General features: G+C 66.0%; 26 protein-coding genes. 13 read left to right on the top strand and 13 right to left on the bottom strand.

Features of this window, described 5'->3' with window-relative positions:
* Positions 1-67 precede the first annotated feature (67 nt).
* The 9 genes from OSH07_RS13880 (at position 68) to ccoS (ending at position 7,846) form a co-directional block, all read left to right on the top strand.
* Positions 68-772 (top strand): helix-turn-helix domain-containing protein, encoded by a 705-nt coding sequence (locus OSH07_RS13880; RefSeq protein ID WP_266339257.1) that lies wholly within the window; start codon positions 68-70, stop codon positions 770-772.
* A gap of 157 nt (positions 773-929) precedes the next feature.
* On the top strand, positions 930-2,588 hold the full coding sequence (gene ccoN / locus OSH07_RS13875; RefSeq protein ID WP_266339256.1) for a cytochrome-c oxidase, cbb3-type subunit I: 1,659 nt from the start codon (positions 930-932) through the stop codon (positions 2,586-2,588).
* Between the two features lie 6 nt (positions 2,589-2,594).
* Positions 2,595-3,326: a cytochrome-c oxidase, cbb3-type subunit II gene (gene ccoO / locus OSH07_RS13870; protein WP_266339255.1), complete on the top strand. Its 732-nt coding sequence runs from the start codon at positions 2,595-2,597 to the stop codon at positions 3,324-3,326.
* Positions 3,327-3,330: 4 nt separating this feature from the next.
* Positions 3,331-3,501 carry a cbb3-type cytochrome c oxidase subunit 3 gene (locus tag OSH07_RS13865; protein WP_266339254.1) on the top strand — a complete coding sequence of 57 codons (171 nt, stop codon included), beginning with the start codon at positions 3,331-3,333 and terminating at the stop codon, positions 3,499-3,501.
* Positions 3,492-4,373 (top strand): cytochrome-c oxidase, cbb3-type subunit III, encoded by an 882-nt coding sequence (gene ccoP / locus OSH07_RS13860; RefSeq protein WP_266339253.1) that lies wholly within the window; start codon positions 3,492-3,494, stop codon positions 4,371-4,373. The genes OSH07_RS13865 and ccoP overlap by 10 nt, the downstream gene beginning before the upstream one ends.
* Complete coding sequence (locus OSH07_RS13855) at positions 4,370-4,594, top strand: hypothetical protein (RefSeq protein WP_266339252.1); 225 nt, start codon at positions 4,370-4,372, stop codon at positions 4,592-4,594. The genes ccoP and OSH07_RS13855 overlap by 4 nt, the downstream gene beginning before the upstream one ends.
* A gap of 14 nt (positions 4,595-4,608) precedes the next feature.
* Positions 4,609-5,397 carry a DUF2189 domain-containing protein gene (locus OSH07_RS13850; RefSeq protein ID WP_266339251.1) on the top strand — a complete coding sequence of 263 codons (789 nt, stop codon included), beginning with the start codon at positions 4,609-4,611 and terminating at the stop codon, positions 5,395-5,397.
* Positions 5,394-7,685 carry a cation-translocating P-type ATPase gene (locus OSH07_RS13845; RefSeq protein ID WP_266339250.1) on the top strand — a complete coding sequence of 764 codons (2,292 nt, stop codon included), beginning with the start codon at positions 5,394-5,396 and terminating at the stop codon, positions 7,683-7,685. The genes OSH07_RS13850 and OSH07_RS13845 overlap by 4 nt, the downstream gene beginning before the upstream one ends.
* A 2-nt stretch (positions 7,686-7,687) precedes the next feature.
* A complete protein-coding gene (gene ccoS, locus OSH07_RS13840; RefSeq protein ID WP_266339249.1) occupies positions 7,688-7,846 on the top strand; it encodes a cbb3-type cytochrome oxidase assembly protein CcoS in 159 nt (52 codons plus the stop codon).
* A gap of 19 nt (positions 7,847-7,865) precedes the next feature.
* Here ccoS and OSH07_RS13835 read toward each other — a convergent pair whose 3' ends face one another.
* The 9 genes from OSH07_RS13835 to OSH07_RS13795 form a co-directional block, all read right to left on the bottom strand.
* On the bottom strand, positions 7,866-9,017 hold the full coding sequence (locus OSH07_RS13835) for a mandelate racemase/muconate lactonizing enzyme family protein (RefSeq protein WP_277614270.1): 1,152 nt from the start codon (positions 9,015-9,017) through the stop codon (positions 7,866-7,868).
* A 167-nt stretch (positions 9,018-9,184) separates the two neighbouring features.
* The gene (gene manD, locus OSH07_RS13830) at positions 9,185-10,396 is read right to left on the bottom strand and encodes a D-mannonate dehydratase ManD (protein WP_266339248.1); all 1,212 of its coding nucleotides are present in this window, start codon (positions 10,394-10,396) and stop codon (positions 9,185-9,187) included.
* A gap of 51 nt (positions 10,397-10,447) precedes the next feature.
* Complete coding sequence (locus tag OSH07_RS13825) at positions 10,448-11,278, bottom strand: NAD-dependent epimerase/dehydratase family protein (RefSeq protein WP_266339247.1); 831 nt, start codon at positions 11,276-11,278, stop codon at positions 10,448-10,450.
* Positions 11,279-11,289: 11 nt separating this feature from the next.
* Positions 11,290-12,252: a mannonate dehydratase gene (locus tag OSH07_RS13820; RefSeq protein ID WP_266339246.1), complete on the bottom strand. Its 963-nt coding sequence runs from the start codon at positions 12,250-12,252 to the stop codon at positions 11,290-11,292.
* 78 nt (positions 12,253-12,330) lie between these two features.
* Positions 12,331-13,338, bottom strand: a complete 1,008-nt coding sequence (locus OSH07_RS13815) for an ABC transporter ATP-binding protein (protein WP_266339245.1) — start codon at positions 13,336-13,338, stop codon at positions 12,331-12,333.
* Position 13,339: 1 nt separating this feature from the next.
* Positions 13,340-14,371 carry an ABC transporter ATP-binding protein gene (locus tag OSH07_RS13810; RefSeq protein WP_266339244.1) on the bottom strand — a complete coding sequence of 344 codons (1,032 nt, stop codon included), beginning with the start codon at positions 14,369-14,371 and terminating at the stop codon, positions 13,340-13,342.
* A gap of 5 nt (positions 14,372-14,376) precedes the next feature.
* Positions 14,377-15,285 (bottom strand): ABC transporter permease, encoded by a 909-nt coding sequence (locus tag OSH07_RS13805; RefSeq protein ID WP_266339243.1) that lies wholly within the window; start codon positions 15,283-15,285, stop codon positions 14,377-14,379.
* A gap of 10 nt (positions 15,286-15,295) precedes the next feature.
* The gene (locus OSH07_RS13800; protein ID WP_266339242.1) at positions 15,296-16,294 is read right to left on the bottom strand and encodes an ABC transporter permease subunit; all 999 of its coding nucleotides are present in this window, start codon (positions 16,292-16,294) and stop codon (positions 15,296-15,298) included.
* A gap of 75 nt (positions 16,295-16,369) precedes the next feature.
* The gene (locus tag OSH07_RS13795; RefSeq protein WP_266339241.1) at positions 16,370-18,079 is read right to left on the bottom strand and encodes an ABC transporter substrate-binding protein; all 1,710 of its coding nucleotides are present in this window, start codon (positions 18,077-18,079) and stop codon (positions 16,370-16,372) included.
* A 699-nt stretch (positions 18,080-18,778) separates the two neighbouring features.
* Between OSH07_RS13795 and OSH07_RS13790 the strand changes: the two genes are divergently transcribed.
* A complete protein-coding gene (locus OSH07_RS13790; RefSeq protein ID WP_266339240.1) occupies positions 18,779-19,822 on the top strand; it encodes a mannonate dehydratase in 1,044 nt (347 codons plus the stop codon).
* Between the two features lie 137 nt (positions 19,823-19,959).
* Here OSH07_RS13790 and OSH07_RS13785 read toward each other — a convergent pair whose 3' ends face one another.
* Positions 19,960-20,679, bottom strand: a complete 720-nt coding sequence (locus tag OSH07_RS13785; RefSeq protein ID WP_266339239.1) for a GntR family transcriptional regulator — start codon at positions 20,677-20,679, stop codon at positions 19,960-19,962.
* A 391-nt stretch (positions 20,680-21,070) separates the two neighbouring features.
* On the opposite strand from OSH07_RS13785, the gene OSH07_RS13780 reads away from it, so the two are divergent.
* From OSH07_RS13780 to OSH07_RS13770, 3 genes are all read left to right on the top strand, one after another.
* The gene (locus tag OSH07_RS13780) at positions 21,071-21,892 is read left to right on the top strand and encodes an alpha/beta fold hydrolase (protein WP_266339238.1); all 822 of its coding nucleotides are present in this window, start codon (positions 21,071-21,073) and stop codon (positions 21,890-21,892) included.
* Between the two features lie 84 nt (positions 21,893-21,976).
* Positions 21,977-22,282 carry a UBP-type zinc finger domain-containing protein gene (locus tag OSH07_RS13775; RefSeq protein WP_266339237.1) on the top strand — a complete coding sequence of 102 codons (306 nt, stop codon included), beginning with the start codon at positions 21,977-21,979 and terminating at the stop codon, positions 22,280-22,282.
* Positions 22,283-22,355: 73 nt separating this feature from the next.
* Positions 22,356-24,032, top strand: coding sequence for an FAD-dependent oxidoreductase (locus OSH07_RS13770; protein WP_266339236.1), 1,677 nt, complete (start codon positions 22,356-22,358; stop codon positions 24,030-24,032).
* A gap of 85 nt (positions 24,033-24,117) precedes the next feature.
* Here OSH07_RS13770 and OSH07_RS13765 read toward each other — a convergent pair whose 3' ends face one another.
* The 3 genes from OSH07_RS13765 to OSH07_RS13755 form a co-directional block, all read right to left on the bottom strand.
* The gene (locus tag OSH07_RS13765; RefSeq protein WP_266339235.1) at positions 24,118-24,486 is read right to left on the bottom strand and encodes a response regulator; all 369 of its coding nucleotides are present in this window, start codon (positions 24,484-24,486) and stop codon (positions 24,118-24,120) included.
* 92 nt (positions 24,487-24,578) lie between these two features.
* Entirely contained in the window at positions 24,579-25,211 is a 633-nt protein-coding gene (locus tag OSH07_RS13760) for a response regulator transcription factor (RefSeq protein WP_266339234.1), read from the bottom strand.
* Positions 25,211-26,722, bottom strand: coding sequence for a sensor histidine kinase (locus OSH07_RS13755; protein WP_266339233.1), 1,512 nt, complete (start codon positions 26,720-26,722; stop codon positions 25,211-25,213). The genes OSH07_RS13760 and OSH07_RS13755 overlap by 1 nt, the downstream gene beginning before the upstream one ends.
* Between the last annotated feature and the right edge of the window lie 203 nt (positions 26,723-26,925).

Here is a 26,925-nt window from a genome sequence, read left to right as displayed (position 1 = left end):
CGTCGGAACGGGTCCAGGAGAAACGACATGTGCGGCCATGCGATCGCAACACAGCTTGGAATGGATCGTGTCCCAGCTTGACCGCTCCCTGATCGCGACGCTGCCGCTGTTCCGCTCGGCTCGCGCCGAGGATCTCGACCGTGTCCTTGCCGGCGCGCGCCCGCTTCGCTTCGCCAGGGAAACGGCGATTTTCGAGCAGGAGGGCGACGCGCACTCCTTCTTTCTCCTGCTCGACGGCCATGTCCGCGTCGTCAAGACGACGCCGGCCGGCGACCAGGTCATCGTTCGCTACATCAGCGCCGGCGAGATGATCGGCATCGCGCATGCGTTCGGCCGCGACACCTACCCGGCCAGCGCCATCGCCGCGGTCAACTGCGTCGCGCTCGCCTGGCCTTCGAGCCTGTGGCCGAGCTTCGTTGCGCAGATCCCCGGCTTCGCGGCGAGCACCTACCAGACCGTCGGCAGCCGCCTGCAGGATGCGCAGGCGCGGCTGGTCGAGATGGCGACCGAAAAGGTGGAACAGCGGGTGGCGCGGGCGCTGCATCGACTGGTCGAGCAGAGCGGCCGCCAAACCGAGAGCGGACGACAGATCGACTTTCCGATCTCCCGCCAGGACATTGCCGAAATGACCGGCACGACGCTCCATACCGTCAGCCGGCTGCTCGCCGCATGGGAGGCCAAGGGGATCATCGCAGGCGGCCGCCAGCAGGTGACCGTGGTCGAGCCGGCGCGCCTGCTCGTCCTTGCCGAAGGACGCGCGCCGCGCGGCTGACGGAAACGGTGTGGCCGATCCGCCGCGCCGCCTCCGATCGCCGCGCTATTTGATCTAGAACAAATACAGCCTGCCGAATCTCGTCCACCTAGTTGGCCAGCATTCGACGTCGGAAGACGCCAGAGCGCTTCGGTGTGACAAGATGGGGGCTCCCCGAATGGTAGCGGGATTGACGAAAGGGGAACGGCAGCTATCGCTGGCCGTCCTGACATTGCTGGCCTTGTGCGGCCTCGCCTTCGCGGCAGTCGGTAGCGACGATCCGATCGGAACGCACGGCTTCATCATCCTGCTGGTCTCGATCGGCCTCGCCTGCGTGGTCATCGCGGGCTACTACGCGCCCGAGCCCGACAAGGCGCAATTGTCGCGCTACTATGACGACCCGACGCGCGCCGGCATCGTGCTGGCCATGGCCTGGGCCGTGTTCGGCCTGTTCTTCGGCGTCTGGGTCGCGGCCCTGCTCGCCTGGCCCGAACTCACCTTCGACGCCGCATGGTCAAGCTTCGGCCGGATCCGGCCGGTCCACACCACCGGCGTGATCTTCGGCTTCGGCGGCAACGCGCTGATCGCCACGTCGCTGCACGTGCTGCAGCGCACGACCCGCGCCCGGCTGCCCGACCAGTTCAGCCCGTGGTTCGTGCTGATCGGCTACAACCTCTTCTGCGTGCTCGCGGTCAGCGGCTACTTCATGGGCCTGACGCAGTCCAAGGAATATGCCGAGGCCGAGTGGTATGCCGACATCTGGCTAGTCATCGTCTGGGTCGTCTATTTCCTGATCTACATCCGCACGCTGCAGCGGCGGAAGGAACCCCATATCTACGTGGCCAACTGGTACTACATGGCCTTCATCCTGGTCGTGGCGATCCTGCACATCGTCAATAATCTCGCGGTGCCGGTCTCGTTCGGCCACGCCAAGAGCTACTCGCTCTTCTCCGGCGTGCAGGATGCCATGACCCAGTGGTGGTACGGCCACAACGCCGTTGCCTTCTTCCTGACCGCCGGCTTCCTCGGCATGATGTACTACTACCTGCCGAAGCGCGCCGGCCGGCCGATCTTCTCCTACCGGCTGTCGATCATCAGCTTCTGGGGCATCGTCTTCATGTACATGTGGGCGGGCTCGCACCACTTGCACTACACCGCCCTGCCGCAATGGGTGCAGACGCTCGGCATGACCTTCTCGGTCATCCTGCTGGTGCCGTCCTGGGCCTCGGCCGGCAATGCGCTCGCCACGCTGAACGGCGCCTGGGGCAAGGTGCGCGACGATGCCACGCTGCGCTTCATGATGGTCGCCGCGGTCTTCTACGGCCTGTCGACCTTCGAAGGCTCCTTCATGGCGATCCGCGCCGTGAACTCGCTCAGCCACTATACCGACTGGACGATCGGCCACGTGCATGCCGGCGCGCTCGGCTGGGTGGCGATGATCTCCTTCGGCTCGATCTACGCGCTGGTTCCGTGGATGTGGAAGCGCGAGCGGATGTATTCGTCCAAGCTGATCGAGGTCCATTTCTGGCTCGCCCTCTCCGGCACCGTCGTCTACGTCTTCGCGATGTGGAATTCCGGCATCATCCAGGGCCTGATGTGGCGGACCTACAATGAAAGCGGGACGCTCGCCTATTCGTTCGTCGACTCGCTCGTCGCGATGCATCCCTATTACATCGCCCGCACCTTCGGCGGCCTGCTGTTCCTGCTCGGCGCCCTGGTCGGTTGCTACAACATCTGGATGACGATCCGGCAGGCCGGCGGTCGCGTGGTCCTGCAGAATGCTCCCGATGTCGACGAGCCGGCGCTCGCCCCCACCGCACTTCAGGCCGGGGAGTAACCGACCATGCCGAACTTCCATCGCAAACTCGAACGCAGCGCGATCGGCTTCGTCCTCGCCATCATCGTGGTCTCGTCGATCGGCGGCTTCGTCGAGATCGCGCCGCTCTTCACCATCGACGAGACGGTCGAGAAGGCGCCCGACATGCGGGTCTACACGCCGCTGGAGCTCGCCGGCCGCAACATCTACATCCGCGAGGGCTGCTATGCCTGCCATTCGCAGATGATCCGCACCCTGCGCGACGAGGTCGAGCGCTACGGCCCCTATTCGCTGGCGGTCGAGTCGCAGTACGACCACCCCATGCTCTGGGGCTCGAAGCGGACGGGTCCCGACCTCGCCCGTGTCGGCGGCAAGTATTCCGACGCGTGGCAGGTGGCGCATCTCCGCAATCCGCGCGACGTCGTGCCGGTCTCGGTCATGCCAGCCTATCGCTGGCTCGAGGACAACACGCTCCGGACCGAGGATCTCGGCCTGCATCTGAAGGCGATGAGCCGCGTCGGCGTTCCCTACACGCAGGCGATGATCGACAACGCCACCAACGACGCCTACGGCCAGGCCAATCCGGACTCCAACTACGCGGCCGGCGTCACCGAGCGCTATGGCGAGGCGACAAACATCCGCGCCTTCGACGGGGAACCCGGCCGCGTCACCGAGATGGACGCGCTGGTCGCCTATCTGCAGGTGCTCGGCAAGCTGACCAACGCCGCGACGGCGGCGAACGTCGCCATCAAGGAGTGAGGCGATGGATCTCGATCATCAGACGGTCGTCGGCTTCGCCAAGAGCTGGGGCCTGATCTACCTGCTCGTGCTCGCCGTCGGCGTGCTGGCATACACCTTCTGGCCCAAGAACAAGAAGCGCTTCGACCGGGCCAAAGAGAGCATTCTCGACAAGGATGACAAGCCGTGGAACTAGGCAAGCGTGATCCCGTCACCGGTCGGACCACCACCGGACACGAGTGGAACGGCATCGAGGAACTCGATACGCCCGTGCCGCGCGTCGTGTTGTTCTTCCTCTCTGCAGCGGCCCTGTTCTGCGTCGTCTACTGGATCCTGATGCCGGCCTGGCCGCTGGGCTGGACCTACACCAAGGGCCTGCTCGGGCGGAGTGACCGCGCGGCCGTGACCCAGGCGGTCGAGGACGCGGCCGCGGAACGCGGTGTCTGGACCGACCGCGTCGCCAGCCTGGACTACGCAGAGATCCAGGCCGATCCGGCGCTGATGCGCTCGGTCAAGGAGACCGGCAGGACCCTGTTCGCCGACAATTGCGCCGTCTGCCACGGCACCGAGGGCACGGGCGGCCCCGGCTTCCCCAACCTGAGCGCCAAGGCATGGCTCTGGGGCGGCTCGCCGGATCAGATCGCCGAGACGATCCGCGTCGGCATCAACGCGGAAAACGCCGACACGCGCAGCTCGCAGATGCTGGCCTTCGGCCGTGACGGCATCCTGACCCGCCCGCAGGTCAACGACGTCGTCGCCTATGTCCGTTCGCTCTCGGGCCTCGAACCCGGCGCCGGCTCCACGCCGGAGCGGATCGCGGCGGGACGCGAGGTCTTCGCGGCGAACTGCGTCGCCTGCCATGGCGACGCAGGCAAGGGCAATCGCGAGGTCGGCGCGCCCGACCTGACCGACGCCAACTGGCTCTATGGCAGCGACGTCCAGTCGGTGTTCAACACCGTGCATGGCGGCCGCCAGGGTCACATGCCGCACTGGCAGAACCGCCTGTCGCCGGTCGACGTCAAGATCCTCGCGCTCTACGTCCAGTCGCTAGGAGCGAAGACGCCATGACGCTCGCCCGTCCGATCGACAGCCAGCCGGCCGTCGCGCGCCGGTCGCCGAACTGGAAGTGGATCTCGATCGCCATCGCGACGATCGGCATTCTCGGCCTCTTCGGCGCCAATGCGCATCTCGTCTATGTCGCCCTGCGCTCGCAGCCGGAATGCGTCGCGCATACGAAAGCGACCGATGGTTCCGGCAGCGCCTACAGCGCCGCCAAGTCCGCCTGCTGAGCGAGGAGAGGCTCATGGCTACCACAACAAAGGCATCCGAAGCCTTCCAGCGCCCGCTCGCCGAACAGCGGCGACGCCATCTCCCCGCCAGCGCCGCGCTCGGCTGGCTCGCGGCCGGCTGGCGCGACCTCAAGGTCCGCCCGCTCGACAGCCTGGCCTACGGCCTCGCCGTCTTCCTCGTCTCCGTCGTCGTGGTCTGGAGCCTGTTCGCGCTCAATCTCGATTACATCCTGTTCCCGGCCCTTGCCGGCTTCATGGTGGTGGGGCCGCTGGTCGCGATCGGCCTCTATGCCAAGAGCCGGGCGATCGCCAAGGGCGAACGGATCTCGCTGGCCGGCATGCTGTTCGTCCGGGCGAATTCCGGCGGCCAGGTGCTGTTCACCGGCGCAATCCTCTGCCTGCTGATGCTGGTATGGATGCGGGCGGCGGTGATCATCTACGCGCTGTTCTTCGGCCTGCACCCGTTCCCGGGCCTCGACCATGTCGCGACCATGCTGTTCACGACGCCGGTCGGCCTCGCCATGCTCCTGGTCGGCACGGTAGTCGGCGGTCTGTTCGCGGCGTTTTCCTTCGCCATCAGCACCTTTTCGATCCCGATGCTGCTCGACCAGAAGACCGACGCCTTCACCGCGATGGGCACCAGCATCTCGCTGGTCTGGAACAATCTGCCGGTGATGCTGGCCTGGGGCGCGATCGTGCTGGTCCTGTTCCTGGCCTGCGTGGCCACGGGACTGCTCGGCCTGATCATCGTGTTTCCGCTGCTCGGCCACGCCACCTGGCACAGCTACGAGGCGATGAAATGAGCTGCTGCGCGGTCGACGCGGCAGCCGCCGCCCGGCCGACCAACCTCGTCGTTTCGAAGGAAGAGCTGCTGCTCGCCAGCCGCGATCTCGGCGACGGCCTGCGTCAGGTCGATCTCGCCGTGCCGGAGATGCATTGCGCCGATTGCATCCGCAAGATCGAGCGGGGCCTCGCCGCCCTGCCCGGCGTCAGCCATGCGCGGGTCAATCTCTCGACCCGCCGCGCCAGCGTCAAATGGAGCGGCGAGGTGCCGCCGCTGATCGAGACGCTGGACGGCCTCGGCTACGCGGCGCATCTCTTCGATGCCGACGCCGAGAACGGCGATCCGCAGCTCGCCTGGCTGCTGCGCGCGCTCGCCGTCGCCGGCTTCTCGGCGATGAACATCATGATCCTGTCGGTGTCGGTCTGGTCCGGCGCCGACCCGAGCACGCGGCAGGCCTTCTACTGGATCTCGGCGCTGCTGGGGCTGCCGGCCCTGCTCTATTCCGGACAGGTCTTCTTCCGCTCGGCATGGAGCGCGCTGCGCCGCGGCCGCTCGAACATGGACGTCCCGATCTCGATCGGCGTGCTGCTCGCCTTTGGAATGAGCGTCTACGACACCTATCACAACGAGCCGCATGCCTATTTCGACGCGGCGATCTCGCTGCTGTTCTTCCTGCTGATCGGCCGCGTGTTCGACCACATGATGCGCCAGCGGGCGCGGCAGGCGGTGAGCGGGCTGGTCCGTCTCGCGCCGCGCGGCGCCACCGTCCTGCGCGCCGATGGCGGCCGCGACTATCTTCCGCTGGCCGAGATCGAGCCGGGCATGACGCTCCTCGTCGCCGCCGGCGACCGCGTGCCGGTCGACGGGCGCATCGCCGCCGGCGTCTCGGAACTCGATTGCTCGGTCGTCTCGGGCGAGAGCCTGCCGCAGCCGGTCGGCATCGGATCCGAGCTGAAGGCCGGCATGCTGAACCTGACCGGCGCTCTGACGATGACGGCGACGGCGCGCAGCGCCGATTCCTTCCTGGCCGAGATGGTGCGGCTGATGGAGGTCGCCGAGGGTGGCAAGGCCCGCTACCGGCAGCTCGCCGACCGCGCCGCCCAGCTCTATTCGCCCGTCATCCACGCCACGGCCCTGCTCGCTTTTCTCGGCTGGCTCTGGGCGACCGGCGACTGGCATCATTCGATCAGCATCGCGATCGCCGTCTTGATCATCACCTGCCCCTGTGCGCTCGGCCTCGCCGTGCCGATCGTCCAGGTCGTCGCCGCGCGGCGCCTGTTCGAGAATGGCATCATGGTCAAGGACGGCGCCGCGATGGAGCGAATGGCCGAGATCGACACGGTCGCCTTCGACAAGACGGGCACGCTGACGCTCGGGCGGCTGCGGCTGGAAAACGGCGAAACGGTCGCGCCATCCGCCGCCGCCATCGCGACAACGCTGGCCGCCACCTCCAACCACCCGGTATCGCGGGCGATTGCCGCCCATTTCGGCGCCCGCCCCTCCGGCCTGACCTTTGCCAGTGTCCGCGAGATCGCCGGCTGCGGCATCGAGGCAGAGGCTGATGATGGCGCCATCTATCGCCTCGGCCGGGCCGAATGGGCGGCAACGCCGCCTTCGCCCCAGACGCAGGCGGGAACGGTCCTCAGCCGCGACGGGTCGCCGCTCGCGCGCTTCGCGTTCCGCGACGATCTCCGGCCGGATGCCGCCGTTGCGATCGACGCGCTGCGTGCCGACGGGCTGGCGACGCTGATCCTTTCGGGCGACCAGCCCGCCGCCGTGGCGACGGTGGCCGGCGAACTCGGCATCGGCGACTTTGCCGCCTCCGTCCTGCCGGCCGGCAAGCTGGAGCGCGTGGCGGCGCTCTCCGCCGCCGGCCACAGGACGCTGATGGTCGGCGACGGCCTGAACGACGCGCCCGTCCTCGCCGCGGCGCATGTGTCGATGGCGCCGGCGACCGCGGCCGATATCGGCCGCAACGCCGCCGACTTCGTATTCCTGCGGTCGAGCCTCAGGGCGGTGCCGCTGGCGTTCTCCATCTCGCGCGAGGCCGGTCGCCTGATCCGGCAGAATTTCGGCCTCGCCATCCTCTACAATCTGGTCGCGCTGCCGATCGCCATCGCCGGCTTCGTCACGCCGCTGATCGCCTCGCTCGCCATGTCGCTGTCGTCGATCGTCGTCGTCGCCAACGCACTGCGACTGAAGGCGAATTTCGCCGAGCCCCGCGACAGGACGACCAGAAGGACCAAGCAGACAGTCGTCGTCCCGGCCGCCAAGCCCGCAGCGATCGTGGCGCGGGGAGCACGCTAGCCATGCAGAGCCTCGTCTTCCTCATCCCGCTCGCCATCGCCGTCGGCATTGCCGCGCTCGGGATCTTTTTCTGGTCGATCCGCAGCGGCCAGTATGATGATCTCGACGGCGCCGCCGAGCGCATCCTGCTCGACGACGAGGACGACCGATCCCCGTCCTGACGGCCGCGCCGCGCGCGGCCTACCAGTTGGTCACCGAACCGTCGCGCCGCTTCAGATGCGGCGCCTCCCAGAACTTGAAGCTCTGCTTCTGGATCAGCGCCTCGTTCACCTCGACACCGAGGCCCGGCGCATCCAGAACCGGGTAGTGCGCATTCTCGATGCGGGGCTGGACCGGGAAGAATTCGGAACTATCGAAGCCGAGCTGCTCGGCCGTCGAGGTCCGCGTCTCCAGCCAGGAGAAGTTCGGCACCGCCGCCGCGAAATGCACGGTCGCGGCCGTGCAGATCGGCCCGAGCGGATTGTGCGGCATCATGTCGACATAGTGCGCCTCGCTCCAGCCGGCGACCTTCATCGACTCGGTCAGGCCGCCGACATTGCAGATGTCGATGCGGTTGAACTGATGGATGTCGCGCTCGATGTACGGCAGGAACTGCCACTTCGAGGCGAACTCCTCTCCGATGGCGAAGGGAACGTCGACCATCCGCCGGAGCGCCTCGTAGGCCTCGGGCGTCTCGTCCCGGATCGGCTCCTCCAGGAAGTCGAGCGTGCCGGAGGGCATCTTCTGGCAATAGCTCGCCGCCTCGGCGACCGAGAGCCGGTGGTGATAGTCGATGCCGAGCACCACCTCGTCGCCCAGCGCCTCGCGCGCCTTGACGCACCATTTCGCCGTCGCCGCGATGCTCTCGCGCGGCTCGTAGATGTTGGAGTTGCCATGAAAGGCCGGCGACAGGCGCATGGCGTTCCAGCCAGCCGCCATCAGTTCGCGCGCCTGCTCGATCATGGCCTCGCCGGGCGGCGCCGACGTGCTGGCGAAGGTCGGGATGCGATCGCGCTGCTTGCCGCCGAGCAGTTGGTAGACCGGCACGCCGAGCGCCTTGCCGAGAATGTCGTAGAGCGCGATGTCGATCGCCGAGATCGCCGCCTGCAGCACCCGGCCGCCCTCGAAATACTGGCTGCGATACATCTCCTGCCATAGCGCGCCGATCTGGCGCGGATCGCGGCCGATCAGGAATTCGCGGTAGTGGTCGATCGCGCCGACCACCGCCTTCTCGCGGCCGGACAGGCCGCTCTCGCCCCATCCGAAGACCCCTTCGTCGGTCTCGACCTTGACGAGCAGCTGGTTGCGCGAGCCGACCCACACCGGGTAGGCGAGAATGGCGGAGATCTTCATCGTTGGGAATATCCGGCTCTGAACTGACTTTCACCTCTCCCTGGGGGAGAGGTCGGAGCGGAGCTCCGGGTGAGAGTTTAGGGAACGATCCGGGTGAGGCCGTAAACCCTCACCCGCCGGCCGCTGGCCGTCGACCCCTCCCTCAGGGAGAGGTGAAGAAGGGCGGTTCACCAATTCCAGAGCGTGCCGTCCTCGAGCCGGTTCACCGGCAGGTAGGCGCGCTCATAGGGGTATTTGGCGGCGAGCGCCTCGTCGATATCGACGCCATGGCCCGGCGCTTCGCCCGGATGCAGATAGCCGCCGTCCTGGCTCCAGGCATGCGGGAACACCTCATGCATCAGCGGCGTGTAGCCGGAGAATTCCTGGATGCCGAAATTGGGCACCCAGAGATCGACATGGACATTCGCGCCCATCGCGACCGGCGACACGTCCATCGGTCCGTGGCAGGCGGTGCGCACGTGATAGATCGAGGCGAAATCGAAGATGCGCCGGATACCTGTGACGCCGCCGGCATGCACCGAGGTGACGCGGATGTAGTCGATCAGTTGCTCCTCGATCAGCAGGCGCGCGTCCCAGATCGTGTTGAAGATCTCGCCGAGCGCGATCGGCGTCGTCGTATGCTGGCGGATCAGCCGGTAGCCTTCCTGCAGCTCGGCCGGCACCGGATCCTCCAGCCAGAACAGGCGGAACGGCTCCAGGTCCTTGCCAAGCCGCGCCGCCTCGATCGGCGTCAGGCGGTGGTGGGTGTCGTGCAGCAGATGCAGGTCGTCGCCATAGGTATCGCGCAGGCGCTGAAACAGCTTCGGTATATGGACCATGTATTTGGAGGTCGACCACACCTCCTCGTGCGGCAGCGTCTCGACCATGCCGCCCTTGCCCTGGTCCGAGCCCTTGCCGGTGCCATAGATCGCCGGCAGGCCGGGAATGCCGACCTGGGCGCGGATCGCGACATAGCCCTCCTCGCGCTTCTTGCCGACGGCGTCGACCGCCTCCTCGATGCTCATGCCCTGGGCATGGGAATAGACCATCACCTTCTCGCGCGAGGCGCCGCCCAGCAACTGGTAGAGCGGCATGTTGGCGGCCTTGGCCTTGATGTCCCAGAGCGCCATGTCGATGGCCGAGATCGCGGCCATGGTGATCGGTCCGCGCCGCCAGTAGGCGCCGCGATAAAGGTATTGCCAGATGTCCTCGATCCGCGACGGGTCGCGCCCGATCAGGAGCGGGGCGACGTGATCCTGCAGATAGCTGACGACGGCGAGCTCGCGCCCGTTCACCGTGCCGTCGCCGATGCCGTAGAGCCCCTGGTCGGTCAGGATCTTGACGGTGACGAAATTGCGCCCCGGCGAGCAGACGATGACTTTGACGTCGGTGATTTTCATGGATTCTGCCTTGTGTGAAATCGGGCCGGGCGATCCGGACGAGGGATGGGATCAGCTCGGATCGTGTCGCCAGCCGAGCAATCGCTCGGCCTTGGCGGAAGAGAAGAAGCTGCGATTGCCACCGAGATCGCCGCGGATCGGCACGTCGGGATAGAAGCGTTGCGCGAGTTCCAGCGTCGGGATCTCCAGCACCGTGTCCGGCGCGACGATGTAAAACACCTCGTGGCCGGTGAACGGCGCCTCGAGCGCCAGCAGGCATGCGCGCGCGGCCGCGTCGTAGAGGGTGTAGGCCCAGAGATGCTTCGACATCTCCCTGGTCACCGCCGAATAGACGCCGCTCGCCTTGGCCCGCTCGTCGACGACGAGATGGAACCGCATGCTGGCGATCCGGATGTCCTCGTAACGGCGGGCGAAGCTGTCGGCCTGCTGCTCGCAGATCCATTTCGAGAGGCTGTAGGGCTCCTCGCTATGGTTCGGGTGCTCCTCGTCGACGGGGAAATAGTCGAAGCGCCCTTCCCGGCTGAAGGAAAGGCCGATCGCGTTCACGCTCGACGCCTGCACGATGCGCCGGATGCCGACCTCGACCGCCGCCCTGAGCGCGTTGTAGCTGCCGACGACGTTGTTGTTGTGCACCACATGATCGGGATAGCCGATCGGCGCGGGGATGGCGGCCATGTGGATCAGCGCGTCGCAGCCCCGAAAGGCGGCGACCAGCGCCTCGTAGTCGCCGATGTCGGCCTGGACGAAACGGCAGTTCGGCCGCTCTTCCGGCTCGGCCGGCGCGACGCGATCGATCGTCACGACATGATGGCCCTGACGCAGCGCCTCGATCGTGATGGCGCGGCCGATCCTGCCCGTGGCTCCGGTGATGGCGATTTTCATGGGGCGTGATCCTATGCGGCGTAGACAGCCTGATGCAGGCCGCGGATGTAGCCAATGGCGTAGAGCCGCCCAAAGGCCGAGTAGCCGGCGTGCTCGTTGCTGTCGCCCTCGACCGTCGGGACATGGTCGGGACGCAGCACGCCCTCGAAGCCGATGTCGCGATAGGCCTTCATACAGGCGAGCATGTCGGTCTTGCCGGCGTCGTGCCACGCCTCCTCGAAGCGGGTCGGGACACCGATCACGTCGCGGAAATGCACGAAGGAAATCTTCTTGCCGAAGGAGCGGATGACGCCGGGCAGATCATCGGTCATCAGGGTGAAATTGCCCTGGCAGAGCGTGATCGTGCTCATCGGGCTCGGCACGAGCTCGACCAGCCGGCGATAGTTCTCGATCGAGCGCATGATGCGGCCGACGCCGCGGATCGGCGACAGCGGCGGATCGTCGGGATGCATCGAGATCTTCACTCCGGCCTTCTCGGCGACCGGCAGCACCTTCTTCAGGAAGTATTCGAGGTTGGCCCAGAGCGCCTCCTCGTCAATCGGCGGATTGCTCGTCAGATCCACCGGCACGTCGTTGATGTCGAAACTGGTGACGACCGAGCCGCCGCGCGACGGGGTGGCGAGATTGGTACGCACCCAGTTGAAGTCTGTCATCCACTCGTAGCACCAGACCGGGACGCCGAGCGTGCCCATGTTTTCGAGCAGCGTGCAGACGGTGGCGATCTCCTCGTCGCGACCCGGCAGGCCGCGCTTCGCCCGGTTGAGCGGCGGCCGCGCCTCGATCACGCGGAGTTGGAAGCCGCTCGCCTCATAATTCGCCTTCATCCGCTGCAGCGGCGCCAGGTCCCAGGGCGCCTCGCCGGGCCGGAGGTCGTCGGACGGCAGGCCGCCCACCGCCAGGTCAACGCCCGCCTGCTTCGCGAGCTTCCAGACCGGCGTCGGCGTCGGGCTGATAAATTCAGCAATCTCGAGCATCGTTGCAAAGTTCCTGTATTTCCAACCGGTCGCGCGACCGGCCTCATCGAACGGGTGGGCGTTGGGGGAAGAAGAGCGTCAGGCGGGCAGAAGCTCCGACAGGTTCTCCCGCGCGACCAGCGGCTGGCGGTCGTAGCGGAAGCAGGATGCGGTGTGACTGTCGCCGATCCGGTAGAGCGGCGGGTCGGTTGCGCAGATGTCCATCGCGACGGGACAGCGCGAACGGAAGCGGCAGCCCTCGCCGCCGCCGCCGCCGGCCTCGCGCACCTTGATCGGCTGCGCGCCCCAGCGCTGGTCGAGATTGGGCCAGGGGATCGAGTCGACCAGCAGCTGCGTATAGGGATGCTGCGGATCCTTGATAACCGCGTCGACGTCGCCCGCCTCCATCACCGCGCCCCGATAGAGCACGACGATCGATTTCGCGATGTGATAGGCAGTCGTCAGGTCATGCGTGATGTAGATGATCGACACGCCGTGATCGCGCTGCAGGTTGCGCAGCGTTTCCAGGATCGTCGCGCGCAGCGACGCATCCACCATCGACACCGGCTCGTCGGCGATAAGCAGGCGCGGCTTCAAAAGCAGCGCGCGGGCGACGTTGATGCGCTGGCGCTGGCCGCCGGAGAGCTGGTGCGGGAATCGGCCGAGGATGTCCTCCGGCCGGAGGCCCACCGCGGTCAGCGCCTCTTCCATCTTGTCGCGGGCGTCGGCCTTCGATTTCGCCAGCTTGAAGTGCTTGATCGGCACGGAAAGCAGGTGGTCGACCGTATAGAACGGGTTGAAAACGGCGAACGGATCTTGGAACACGGCCTGCACCTCGCGGCGATAGGCCAGCCGTTCCTTGCCGTGCAGGCTGGCGACATTCTTGCCCCGATAGATGATCTGGCCGGCCGACGGCGTGATGAAGCCGAGCAGCAGCATGGCGAGCGTGGTCTTGCCGCTGCCGCTCTCGCCGGCGACGGTCAGGATGGTCGGCTCGTCTTCCTTCAGCGTCATCGAGAAATTGCGCAGCGCAATCGTCGAGCGCCCGCCGGTGAGCCCGCCCGTATAGACCTTGGAGACGTTTTCGAGCCGCAGGAGATCGGCCATGTCAGCCCTCGCTGTCATAGAGATGGCAGGTCACGCTGCGGCCGCTGGCCAGAACGCGCGGTTCCGGGCGCACGGAGCGGCAGGCGTCCATGACGCTGGAGCAGCGCGGATGGAACGCGCAGCCGGACGGCAGGCGCAGCAACGAGGGCGCGAGGCCCGGAATTCCCTGGAAGACACCCTTGTTGTCGAGGTTCGGCAGGCTGTCGATCAGCGCCCGCGCATAGGGATGCTTTGGGCTGGTGAACATCTCGCGCACCGTGCTGAACTCGACCAGCCGGCCGGCATACATCACCGCCACCTTGTCGACGAACTGCGCCATCAGGCCCATGTCGTGGCCGATCAGGATGACGGCGGCGTTGATCGCGTTCTTGACGTTGTCGATCGTCTCCATCACCTGGCGCTGGGTGACCACATCGAGCGCGCTGGTCGGCTCGTCGGCGATGATCACCTGCGGATCGAGCAGGATGCCGATCGCGATGCAGACGCGCTGCTTCATGCCGCCCGAGAGCTCGTGCGGGTGCATGCGGAAGACCCCGGGATCGAGATCGACCGACTGCAGCGCCCGCCTGCAGCGCGCCTCGATCGCGCCGCGCGACTCGCGCGGCAGATGCGATTTCACCGCGTCCATCATCTGGGCGCCGATCCGCATCACCGGGTTGAGCGAGTTCATCGCGCCCTGCGGGATGTAGGCGATCTTGCTGAGGCGCGCCTTGCGCATGCCTTCCGAGTCGAGCGCCATCAGGTCCGTGCCGCCGACAACGACCGAGCCGGCCTCGATCCGCCCCGGCGCCTTGATCATGCGCATCATGGCGAGCGCCATGGTGCTCTTGCCGGAGCCGGATTCGCCGACCATGCCGAGCTTCTCGCCCGGATTGAGCGTGAAACCGACATTGTCGAGCGCCTTGGCGCGGCCGGCATCGGTGTAATAGGTCACTTCCAGGCCGCTGACGCGCAGGACCGGCTCGACCTTGGCCGCGAGCGGCGGCATGGCGGCGCGCGCGCCGGGCGCGACCGAGAGGTTCGCGTAGTTCATGGCGGTCACTCCGTCCTCCGGATTCGGGGATTGGCGAGTTCGTCGAGCCCCATGTTGATGAGGGCGAGCGACCCCAGGATCAGGATCATCGCGACGGAGGGGATGATCGGCCACCACCACCAGCCATTGAAGAAGGCGCCCTGCGACTGCGCCGCCCAGATCAAATTGCCGAGGAGCGGCTCGCGCAGCGGGCCGAGGCCGAGCACGGCGAGGTAGAACGAGGCGAACACCGCCGCGAACACCTGGGCCACGAAGGCGGCCGCGATGAACGGCAGCAGGCAGGGCATGATCTCCTTGAAGATGATGCCGAGGTCGCTGACGCCGGAGAGCTTGGCGACGGCGACGAACTGCCTCTCCTTCATCGTCAGCACCTGCGACCGGATCACAAGCGTCGGGCCCATCCAGGCGAGCAACACCACGATCATCGCCATGGTCAGGATGGTCACGTCGCGTTTGTCGAGCGAGCCGGCGATGACGACCTGGATCATGAGGACCGGGATCGGCGTCAGGATCTGGCAGACGGTGCGTATCGTCGCGTCGACGCGGCCGCTGAAATAAGCCGAGATGAAGCCGAAGATGACGCCGATCACGGTGCCCACGCCGCCGGCAAGCAAGCCGATCACGGCCGTCTGCCACATGCCGACGACCATCGCTGCATAGAGGTCGCGACCGAAAAAGTCGGTGCCGAACGGATAGCGCCAGCTTGGCGGCTTCTTGAGCGCGGCCGAGAGCGGATAGGCGTGCTTCGGATTGATCGTCATCAGGCCGATGACGGTGAAGGCCGCCAGCCCGAGCAGGATCAGGACTCCGATCGCCAGGCCCTTGTTGCGGCGCAGGTAGCGCATGACGCGGATGGCGCGTCCCGGCTGTTCGATGCGGGTTGTCTCGGCTGGCGGCAGCGCGATGGTCGACATGCTGGCGCTCCTACGAATTCTTGATGCGGGGATCGAGCAGCGGATAGATGAACTCCACGAGCGTCATCAGCAGCGCGACCGCGATCGTGATGAACAGCACGATGCCGTAGATCGTCGGGAAGTCGTTGGCGCGGATGGCGAGGTTGAGCATGTTGCCGATCCCCGGCAGGCCGAACAGGCCCTCGACGATGATGGCGGAACCGATGACGGTGCCGAGCGCCAAAGCGAGGCCCGTGATCTGCGGCAGTAGCGCATTGCGGAGATAGTAGTCGCGGAAGATGCGGCCGCCGGTCAGCCCCTTGTGCTCGGCGAAGTTCACATAGTCCTCGCCCTGGATGGTGATGCCCATGCCGCGCATCGACAGCACCCAGCCGCCGACCGAGCCGAAGATGAGCGCCAGTGCCGGCAGGATCTGGTGCCTCAGCATGTCCAGGGCGAAGCTCCACGACCAGGTGGGCACAATGCCGACCGAATAGGCGCCGCCGAGCGGCAGCCATTTCAGGCGAAAGCCGATGAAGAAGATCAGCAGGATGGCCATGATCACCGGCGGCACGCCGGTGAGCAGGATGAAGGGCGTGGCGGTCATGCGCAGCCAGCGCGGCGCGCGCGGCCAGGCGGCGACGGCGCCGAGCAGATTGCCGATGATGAAGCTCAGGACGGTGGTCACCAGCAGCAGGCCGATCGTCCACGGCAGCGACTGCGCGATCAGCTCCGACACGGTCGAGGGATAGCGGTACAGCGAATAGCCGAAGTCCATCCGCACGAGATTGCCCAAATAGGTCCAGTATTGATGCAGCAACGGCTGATCGAGGCCGAATTGCTGCTGCATCGAGGCAATGATCTTTTCGAGATCCTGCGGCGAGAAACCGCCGGTGCGGGCCAGTTCGCCGAAGCGCTCGCGGAGCGCGTTCCGGTTCGACAGGCGAGGGATGAAGAAGACGATGGTCGACGCGGCCCAGATAACCAGAACGAGGAAGAGCAGGCGCCGGATTGCAAGCTTAAGGGTCACTGGAAACGTTCCTGGGGGTCTCTTGCCAGCGGGAGAGCGCGCGCCCGGGGACGCGCGCCCTTGTGTTGCAAGCGGCTACTTCGCGCCGGTCGGCTGAAGCCCCGTGACGACCAGAAGGCCGGTATGCGCCCAGAACGCACCGTTGGTGCCGTCGGCGATGTTGGTCGAGCTCGGCCAGTTCTTCCAGTAGTGGTTGTTGTAGGGAATACGGTGCAGCCACTGGATGACCGGGACGTCGATCACGTCGCGCCAGTAGATGCCGAGAGCCTTCGCGGCGCCTTCCTGGAACTTCGGATCGTTGGAATCGAGCGGCGAGATCTCGTCGAGGATCTTGTCGAACTCGGGGTTCTTGTACCGCGAGAAGCGGTTGTTGCCGGCAGCGGAACCGATGGTGCTGCTGTACTTGCCGTGGAAGAGGTTCAGGGCCTCGAACGGGTCGTACAGGCTGGCGCCATGGCCGAACAGATAGAAGCCCGGCTTGCCGTCGACCATGTTCTGGAAGGCGTCGGTGCCGAAGTTCACGTTCGAATCGAAGCCCGCCTGCCGCAGCATTTCGGCCAGCACCGGCGCCAGGTCGCCATGGATGGTGTCGAAAGCCTGGATGGTGGCGTCGAACGTCTTGCCGTCCTTCTCCCAGAGGCCGTCACCATTCTTGGTGAAGCCGGCTTCCTCCATGAGCTTGGCGCTCGCCTCGGGATCGAACTTGCCCGGCTCGTACTTCGCCTCTTCCGCCTTCACGGCTTCCGAATCCGCGAATTTCTGCAGATTCGGATAGAGCGGGAACGGATAGATGGTGGCGATCTTGGCGCCGTCGTAGAGCACCTCGTTGATGAGGTCGCGGTTGATGGCGAGGCTGACGGCCTTGCGGACGCGCGGGTCGTCATATCCGGGCAGCTGCGTGTTCATCCAGAGCGAGTTGGGCCACCAGTCGAGATAGCCAAAGGGCGACTCGTTGCCGGTCCAGGACTGGATGTCCTTGTTCTGCTCCAGGATGTTGCCGATCACCTGGGCGCGCATGTCGACCGAGGAATCGAACTCGTTGTTCACCAGGCGCTGGGCGACGGTGTCCATCGGCTGGTTCAGGATGTTGGCGACGATGACACGCTTCACCGCCGGCTCAGCCTTGACGCGGCCGGCCTTGACGGCCCACCAGTCCGGACGCAGGTCGAGGATCTTCTGGGTGGCGTTCCAGGCGACGATCCGGTACGGGCCGGAGCTCGGCATCTCGTCGAGGCCGACGGCGGCGACCGGATCAGGCTGGGCCGACATCCATTCCGCCGGAACGATCGGCAGGCCGGTGTCGAACTTTTCCGTCAGCACCTCGAACTTGAAGCGCGGTGCCGGCTGCTTGAACTTCATTTCGACGGTCAGGTCGTCCTTCGCCGTCACGCTCTCGACGAACTGCTGGAAATGCGCGTGATACGGCAGAGACTCCCGATTCATCTGGCCTTCGAACGTATAGATCACGTCCTTGGCGGTAACCGGCTTGCCGTCGCTCCACTTCGCATCCTTGTTGAGCTTGATCTCCAGCGAGGTGAAGTCCGGGCTGGTGTATTCCATGCTGTCGGCCAGCCACGGAATGAACTCGCTCTTGAAGATGCCGTAGTACATCAGCGGCTCGAACAGGAGATTGTTGCCCTCCTGGTGCGTGTAGCCGGGCAGCACCCAGGGATTGGTGGTGCCGATCGACGTGCCACCGGAGACGCCCCAGCCGAGAACCAGCGATTGGTTGCGCGGAACTTCGGGCAGCGGGCCCTTGGGCTTGATCTCCTGGGCTGCGGGCAATCCCGCATTCTGCGCGAACGACGCAGAGGGCGCCAGAATCGCCGTGGCGATCAAAAGCGCGCCCGCAATACTTTTAAGATTTACCATATGACAGAATTCCTCCCTACTGCCGAATGGAACACTTTCAGTATTCGATTTCCTATGCAGTCCCGCCCGGGCGTTTCGTTTTTTTTGCCTTGCGAGCGGCTTATTCTGTACGGACACAGTTCCTTTCCTGATTTTCCGCTTCGGAGACCTTGGCGCACTCCGGAACCGGCATCCGCATTCGATACGGCAATCCACCGCAACCGACGACCAGCAACGGCGCATGATAATTCTCGATCCAGATCGACCGGACCAAATAAGTCACAAGACACCAATCCATGAAATCAGCGATAGAATGCTGACCTCAAAGAGAAATCTTTATAAATTGATCCAATTGTGAAATTTATATATTCCCTCCTGATGCGGACTTTTGTTTTTTTATCTAGATCCGCCATTTATATATTTATTGCCTTAGCGTTATGGCAGATTCTCCACCCGGTCAACCGCGAACAGGTCTTTGCCGCCTAAAACTTCCGAACGATTCCAGATTCCTGCGGACCGGTTCCTGGAGACCGTTCGACGCCCCTTGCCGACCCTGCCCATCCATCTCCGGCCGACGCCCCGACGAACGGCGCCGACCGTTCCGATCCACGACAACAAGAGGAGGAAAGAGCCATGTCGGAACCCGCCATGCGCGTTGCCGTAGGCCAGTTTCACGAACTCTCGGACGAAAAACTTCGCTTCGCCGCCCAGATCGGCGTCACCGGCATCCAGATGAACAATCCGACACTTCCCGGCGACACCCATTGGGAAGAAGCGGACATCCGCAGGCTGGTCGAGCGGGTGGAGGCCGCCGGTCTCACCTTCGAGGCGATCGAGAACGTGCCAACCCATTTCTACAACAAGGCGATGCTGGGGCTGCCGGGTCGCGACGAGCAGATCGAGAACTACTGCCGCACGGTGCGCAATGTTGGCCGCGCCGGCGTGCCGATCCTCGGCCTGCATTTCATGCCGAACTCGGTCTGGCGCACCGAGCGCCGGGCGCCCGGTCGCGGCGGCGCCGGCAACACGCGCTTCGAGATGGCGAAGGTTGAGGCGGCGACGAAGACGGAATGGCGCGGCTTCATGCCGACGACGCTGGGCCGCGCCGATTCGATGCCGGTGTTCGACGCCGACGACGGCATCATCACCGCCGACATGATGTGGGACAACTACACCTACTTCATGGACGCCGTGCTGCCGGTCGCCGAGGAAGCCGGCGTCAAGATCGCCCTGCATCCCGACGATCCGCCGGTGCCGATGCTGGGCGGCGTCGCCCGCATCTTCAAGGAGCCGACCGACTTCAAGCGCGCCTATGCCCGCTATGCCGACAGCCCGTCCTGGGGTCTGGACCTTTGCCTCGGCTGCTGTTCGGAGATGCCGGGCGGCGCAGACAACGTGAAGGACTTGATCACCTTCTTCGCGCCGAAGGGGCGGATCTTCTACATCCACTTCCGCGACGTGCAAGGGACGGTGCCGGACTTCATCGAGTGTTTCATCGGCGAAGGCAATTTCAATCCTGCCGAGGTGATGACGCTGCTTTGGAAGAACGGCTTTACCGGCTTCCTGCTCGACGACCATGTCCCGCACATGGATGACGACACCGACTGGAACCATCGCGGCCGGGCGCACGCGATCGGCTACATGCAGGGCCTCCTGCGGATGGCGGAACTCGCCTGATCCCGGCGGCGCGGGGACGCGAACCATGTCCCCGCGCAAGCCGCTGGACGGCTGGGGCGCAACAGTGACGACAGCATTGACGCGTCTGGTCAATTCCAGCGGCAGGGCCGCATTCGTCATGGCGTTCCTCGACGGGCCTAGGTGTAGGGTGGCAATTCCGCCTTGCTGTTCTGGATATCCCGGCGCGCGGCGCGCATCTGCTCGATGATGTGACGGCCGGAACCTTCGACATGCCGCGCGATGATCGCGGCGGCGGCGTTCTCGTCCTGAGCCTTGATCGCTTCCAGAACCTCGGCATGCTCGCGCATCACGGCGGCCTGCCGTCCCAGCGAGATGCGGTGCCGGCGGCTGATCGCCCGCAGGATCTCGCGGTGCTTCCACCATAGATCGACGGCGTGGCGGTTGTAGTGGCGCTGGTACATGGTGTGGTGGAACTGCGTGTCGAGCAGGCCGTGCCGGACCGGGTCGGCATAGTTGAGCTCGATCATCTCGGCATGCAGCGCCTCGAGCGTCGCGATGTTCTCGTCGGTGGCGATGCCGACGAACCATTTCGTAAGCGCCGGTTCGATCAGCACCTCGATCTCGTAGATGTCGCGGATGAAGTCCTCGTCGATCGGCCGGACGCGGGCGCCGCGATTGGGCGCCATGATGACGAAGCCCTCGCCGCGCAGCTGATGCAGCGCCTCGCGGATCGGATTGGTCGAGGTGCCATGCCGCTCGGCGAGATCGGCGACGATCAGGCGGGCATTCGCGGGCAGCCGGCCGGAGATGATGTCCTCGCGGATCGCCTCATACACCGATGCCTCGCGGTCCAGCGTCTGCAGACCCGTCAAGTCGAGGCTCGGAACGAAGCTCATAGACCACGCATCCCCCCGTTTTCGCTTGCACTTTCCGCCCACCGGCGGCCAGCGCACGCAATCTTTCGCAGATTATGTACGATTCATGGCGAAGTTTGCACGGAATGTCGAGTCGCATGGATGATCCGGGCGCCGTCTTTCGGCACGTGCCCGGCGGACGCCAGTATCTGCGCATCGCGGAGGCCACGAAGCCGTGACGGATCGGGGCCGTGGCTGCGGCATTGAACAGCCGTCCCGCCCTTCGCGGACGGCCCGGCATCAGATGCCCATACCCAAGTATGACCCGGACAACCCCACGTAGAATGGCTCGAAGGCGTGGCCTGTCCGATGTTGTGACCGTCAACCAGCCGGCAGGCGGCGGGGTTCCCCGAGATCACGATGGAGAGAGACGATGAGCACGTTCCAGGTCAAAGACGGCACCACGATCGCTTACAAGGACTGGGGCAAGGGTCAGCCGATCCTTTTCTCGCATGGCTGGCCGCTGGCGGGCGACGCCTGGGCGCCGCAGATGCTGTTCTTCGGCTCGCAGGGCTATCGCGTCATCGCCCATGACCGGCGCGGCCACGGCCTCTCCGACCAGACCTGGGATGGCAACAACATGGACCGCTACGCCGACGACCTGGCCGAGTTGATCGAGGCGCTCGACCTGCGCGACGTCGTGCTGATCGGCCATTCGACCGGCGGCGGCGAGATCGCCCATTATGTCGGCCGCCACGGCACCAGCCGCGTCGCCAAGATGGTGCTGGTCGGCGCCGTTCCGCCGCTGATGCTGAAGACCGAGGCCAATCCAGAAGGCACGCCGCTGGAAGTGTTCGACGGCATCCGAAAAGGTACGGCCGGCGACCGCTCGCAGTTCTTCAAGGACCTGTCGCTGCCGTTCTACGGCTTCAACAAGGAAGGCGCCAAGGTCAATGAAGGCCTGCGCGAGAACTTCTGGCGGCTCGGCATGATGGGCAGCATCAAGGGCGAATATGACTGCGTCCACGAATTCTCCGAGGTCGACTATACCGAGGATCTGAAGAAGATCGACAAGCCGACGCTGGTCATCCACGGCGACGCCGACCAGATCGTGCCGATCGCCGCCGCAGGCCTGAAGACCGCGAAGATCGTCAAGGGCGCCGAGCTGAAGGTCTATCCGGGCGCGCCGCATGGCCTCGCCGAAACCGAGACGGACAAGTTCAACGCCGACGTGCTGGCGTTCATCCGCGCCTAGGCGCGGAGTGCGAGGGTATCGCGGCCCTCCGCGCGGTGCCCTCGCACGCCTTTCGTCCATTCCAGCCCCGCCAGGAGACGAGCCATGTCGATGCAGTGCCATCACGTAGACACCATCCGGGACGTCACCCCCGGCAGCCGGGGCTGCGAGGAATGCCTGAAGATTGGCCAGGCCTGGGTGCATCTGCGGCTCTGTCGCCAATGCGGCCATGTCGGCTGCTGCGACGATTCTCCGGGCCGGCATGCCACGGCGCATTTCCACGCCACGCGCCACCCGATCATAGAGGGCTACGATCCGCCGGAAGGCTGGGGCTGGTGCTATGTCGACGAGATCATGGTGACGCTGCCGGACCAGACGCCGCAGCTCGGACCGATCCCGCGCTACTACTGACGCCCTCCTGTCGGCCCTTTTTCCCCCCAGCAGACGGTGCGCTTGACCGGCGCCCTCACCCCATGAGGATGCGATGGCGGAGCCGCGCGATCTCCAGATGTTTCCCGCGCTCTCGCCGGCGCAGGTCAAAATTGCCGCGCGCTTTTCCGCAACGCCGGCCCAGCGCTTCGGCGCCGGCCAGTCCATCTTCAGCCTTGGCGCGCGTAATGCCCCGGCCTGGCTCGTCGTCGAGGGCTCGCTCACGGTCTTCAGCCGCGCCGGCCTTGCCGGCAGCGCCGCCATCACCACGCATGGGCCCGGCCAGTTCTCCGGCGAGATCAGCCAACTTGCCGGCCGACCGGCGCTGGCGGGCGGTCGCGCCGGCCCCGATGGCTGCCTCGCCATTCCCTTCGACGCCGCCGAGCTGCGCGCGCTGGTGATCGGCTCGGCCGAGATCGGCGAGATCGTCATGCGCGCCTTCATCCTGCGCCGGGTCGCCCTGATCGATGAAGGTTCCGGCGGCCCCGTGCTGATCGGCGCGCCGGACGGCGCCGAGATGGTGCGGCTACGCGGCTTTCTCACCCGGAACGGCTACCCGCATGTCGTCCTCGACGCGTCGCTCGACACCGAAGGCCACGCACTGGTCGAGCATCTCGGCGTCCAGCCTTCCGAGCTGCCGCTGATGGTCTGCCCGGCCGGCACGGTGCTACGCCATCCGAGCGAGGCAGAAGTCGGCCTCTGCCTCGGCATCGCGCCCGCCCTCGCGCCCGACAGGCTCTATGACGTCGCGATCGTCGGTGCCGGGCCTTCCGGCCTCGCCGCCGCCGTCTACGCCGCCTCGGAAGGGCTTGGCGTGCTCGTGCTCGACGAACGGGCCGTCGGAGGACAGGCCGGGGCCTCGGCGCGGATCGAGAATTATCTCGGCTTTCCCGCCGGCATATCGGGCCAGGCGCTTGCAGGCCGCGCCTTCGACCAGGCACTGAAATTCGGCGTCGAGATCGCCGTGCCGCTCGCCATCGCCCGGCTCGACTGCCCGCCAGCTACCAGCGGGACCTTCGCGCCCCTGAAGCTTGGCCTCGCCGATGGCCGCGAGATCCTGGCGCGCACCGTCGTCATCGCCTCGGGCGCGCGCTATCGCCGGCCCGATATCGCCAACCTTGCCGATTTCGACGGCGCGGGCGTTTCCTACTGGGCCTCGCCGATCGAAGCGAAACTATGCGAGGGCGAGGAGATCGCCCTGGTCGGCGGCGGCAATTCGGCCGGTCAGGCCGTCGCCTTCCTGGCGCCGCGCGTCAGGCGGCTGCATCTCGTCATTCGCCGCGACGGCCTCGAGGCGACGATGTCGCGCTACCTGATCGATCGCATCGCCGCCTTGCCGAATGTCGAGCTGCATGCGAATTGCGAGATCGTCGAGCTGGATGGCGACCACGCCTCCGGGCTCACCGCTGCGGTCATCCGCAATCGCCTCACCGGAAGAGATATCCGCCACCCGCTCCGCCATCTGTTTCTCTTCATCGGCGCCGACCCGAATGCCGGCTGGCTCGAAGGCTGCGTCGATCGCGACGAACATGGCTTCGTACTGACGGGAACTGCCGTGCAAGGCCGTCCGGCGTCGCCGAAGCGCGCGGCCTTTCCGCTGGAAACCAGCATCCCCCGCGTGTTCGCGATCGGTGATGTGCGGTCGGGCTCGACCAAGCGCATCGCGGCGGCGGTCGGCGAAGGCGCGGCGGTGGTGGCGCAGATCCACGCGGCGCTGGCGGACAACGCCTAGCGGCGCGGCCGCCCCCCCCCGCGAAAACAGACCTGCCAAGCAGAAGGACAAGGCCCGCAATCCGCGGGCTTTCGGCGTTGCGGCGTCAGGCCGTCAGCGCGATCTCGATGCAGTCGATCAGTGCCTGCCCCTCGAAGGGCTTGCCGAGGAAGCCAATGGCGCCCGCCGCCATCACGCGGTCGCGGATGCGGTCGTCCGGAAAGGCGGTGATGAAGATCACCGGCGTCGTGTCGCCGCGTTCGCGCAGGATCTGCGAAAGCTCGACGCCGCCGATGCCGTCCATCTGCACGTCCGTGATCAGGCAATCGACCGGCTGGGTTCCGAGCGCGGCGAGATATTCCTCGGCCGAGGGGAAGGTCGTCGCCTTCATGCCGAGCGAGCGGACGAGGCTTTCGGTGGCGATGCGGACGGAGGCATCATCATCGACGATGGCTATGGATTTTACGTGAGACACTGACGTTCCTTAGGAGCGGCACACGCCCCATGCGCCCGGTTCATGCTTTCCTTGATGCGCCGCGCCGCACCGGATTGGAATCATACTGAAGTTTAGCCGGGCTGAATTTCGAGCCCGGGCTGCAGCGCCTGGTACATCTTGACCAGCTCGGCCAGCGAGCGCGCCGCCATCTTCTCCATGACATGGCCGCGATGGATCTTGACGGTGATCTCGCTGACGCCGAGCTGTCCGGCCACCTGCTTGTTCATCAGCCCCGTGGTGACCAGCGCCAACACCTCGCGCTCGCGCGCCGTCAGCGTGGCGTAGCGGGCCCGCAGCGAGGCGAGCTGCGCCTCGCCGGCGCGCCGCAGGCGGTCGTTGGCAAGCGCGGCGGAAACCGCGTCGAGCATGTCCTGGTCGCGGAAGGGCTTGATCAGAAAGTCGAGCGCGCCGGCCTTCATCGCCCGCACCGACATCGGCACGTCGCCATGGCCGGTCATGAAGACGATCGGGATATTGTTGCCGAGCTTCGCAAGCTGGCTCTGGAAATCGAGGCCGCTGACGCCGGGCAGCCGTATGTCGAGCACGAGGCAGCTTTCGCTGTCGACCGGGCCGCGGGCCAGAAACTCCGCTGAGGAGCCGAACAGTTCGACCCGCATGCCGACCGAGCGGAACAGGCTGCCGAGCGCTTCGCGCAGCGAGGCGTCGTCATCGACGACGAAGACCAGCGGGGCGATCTCGGGCATCAGGCGGCTTCCTTGTCGGCTGGCAGGTGGAATTCGAAGCTGGCGCCGCCGGCGGGACGGGCGCTGGCGCGCAGGCGTCCGCCATGGGCCTCGACGATCGAGCGGCAGATCGAGAGGCCCATGCCCATCCCCTCCGGCTTCGTCGTGAAGAAGGCGGCGAACAGCCGGGCCTCGTCGGCCGGCGCGAAGCCCGGGCCGCTGTCGGCGATCTCCAGCGCGACGCCGTCCTCGGAGGCGCGGGTCAGGATGGCGAGCTGGCGCGCGCCCACCGGCATCGCGCCCATGGCCTGGATGGCGTTGACGATCAGGTTGATGATCACCTGCTGCAACTGCACGCGGTCGCCGGAGATGCGACCGAGACCATCGGCAAGCGAGAGCCGCAGCGCCACGTGCTGGGACGCGATCTCGCGCTGCACCAGCGTCAGCGTATCCTGCACGAGGTCGTTGATGTCGACCAAGGTCGGCTGCGGCGTCGCCTTGCTCGACAGCGCGCGCAGCCGCTTGATGACCTCGCTGGCGCGGCGCGCGTCCGCGATCATGCGCTCGATCGAGGCGGTGACTTCGCCGAGATCCGGCTCCGGCCGCTTCAGCCAGCGCAGGCCGGCCTCGCCATTGGTGACGACGCCGGCGAGCGGCTGGTTGACCTCATGCGCGATCGACACCGTCAGCTCGCCGAGCGTGGCGACGCGGGAGACATGCGCCAGTTCCTTCTGCGCCTGATGCAGGCCGTTCTCGGCCTCGCGGCGCGCCGTGACGTCCATGATGCTGACCAGCACGAGGTCGAGCGCCTTGCGATCGGTGGGCATCGCCACCGTATAGAGGATGTTGAGCCGCTTGCCGTCGATGGCATCCATGATCCCTTCCGCTTCGAAATGGCTTCGTCCCTGCCAAATTGCGTCGAGCAGCAGCAGGATCGAAGACTCCATCTCGCGGGGGATCAGGCTTGGCAGCCGCGCCCGGAAGATATCGAGATCGGGCACCCTGAAGGTCGAGAAGGTGGTGTCGTTGGCATTGACCAGCTTCATCAGGCCGAGCGCCTCGCGAACAAAGCCCGGATCGCGACTGGCGATCTCCTCGATGCTGCCGAGGCCGTCGGACCGCTTGGCTTCGAGACGCGCCTTCAGCGCCGAAAAATCCATTTCGAGAATGGCGACACCGGTCGCCCGGAAGATGGTGCGATAGCGCCTTTCGCTCTCGCCCGTGATCGCGATGGTCGCGGCAAGGCGCAGCGCCAGGCCGGTGGTGATGGCGATCGCCGCGAGGCTGACGAGACAGCGCGCCACCGGGCCGGAACTCATGTCCGTGCCGTGCGTGACGCCGAAGCTGAGCAGAGTGAGGCCGATGCAGATCGCCGCCACCGCCAGTGTCCCGCGCCGGCCGGTGAAGTTCACCGAAAGCAGCACGACCGCGACGTAGAGAACCGCGATCGCCACGTCGAACTGCGTCAGCGTGTCGAACAGGAAGATCGCGGCGGCGAGGAGGATCGCAGCAACCGGCGAATATCGCGACATGAGGCCCCCCAGGCGCTTGATGCTGCATTGCCATATCAGATCGGCGCGATCCGCGAAGCCGGCACGCGAGAGCCCCGCGGCCGCGGCTGTGATCCCGATGGCGGAGACTAGCCGCGGCGATCGGTATCCGTCGCCCTATACCGACGTATGAGCCAACCGAAACATGAAGCCGATATTGCCGCAGCGGGCCCTGTGGCTAGATC

Origin of the sequence: Kaistia nematophila, from assembly GCF_026343855.1 — a bacterium.
Lineage (GTDB): Bacteria > Pseudomonadota > Alphaproteobacteria > Rhizobiales > Kaistiaceae > Kaistia > Kaistia nematophila.
This window is presented reverse-complemented; position numbering and strand designations above follow the sequence as displayed.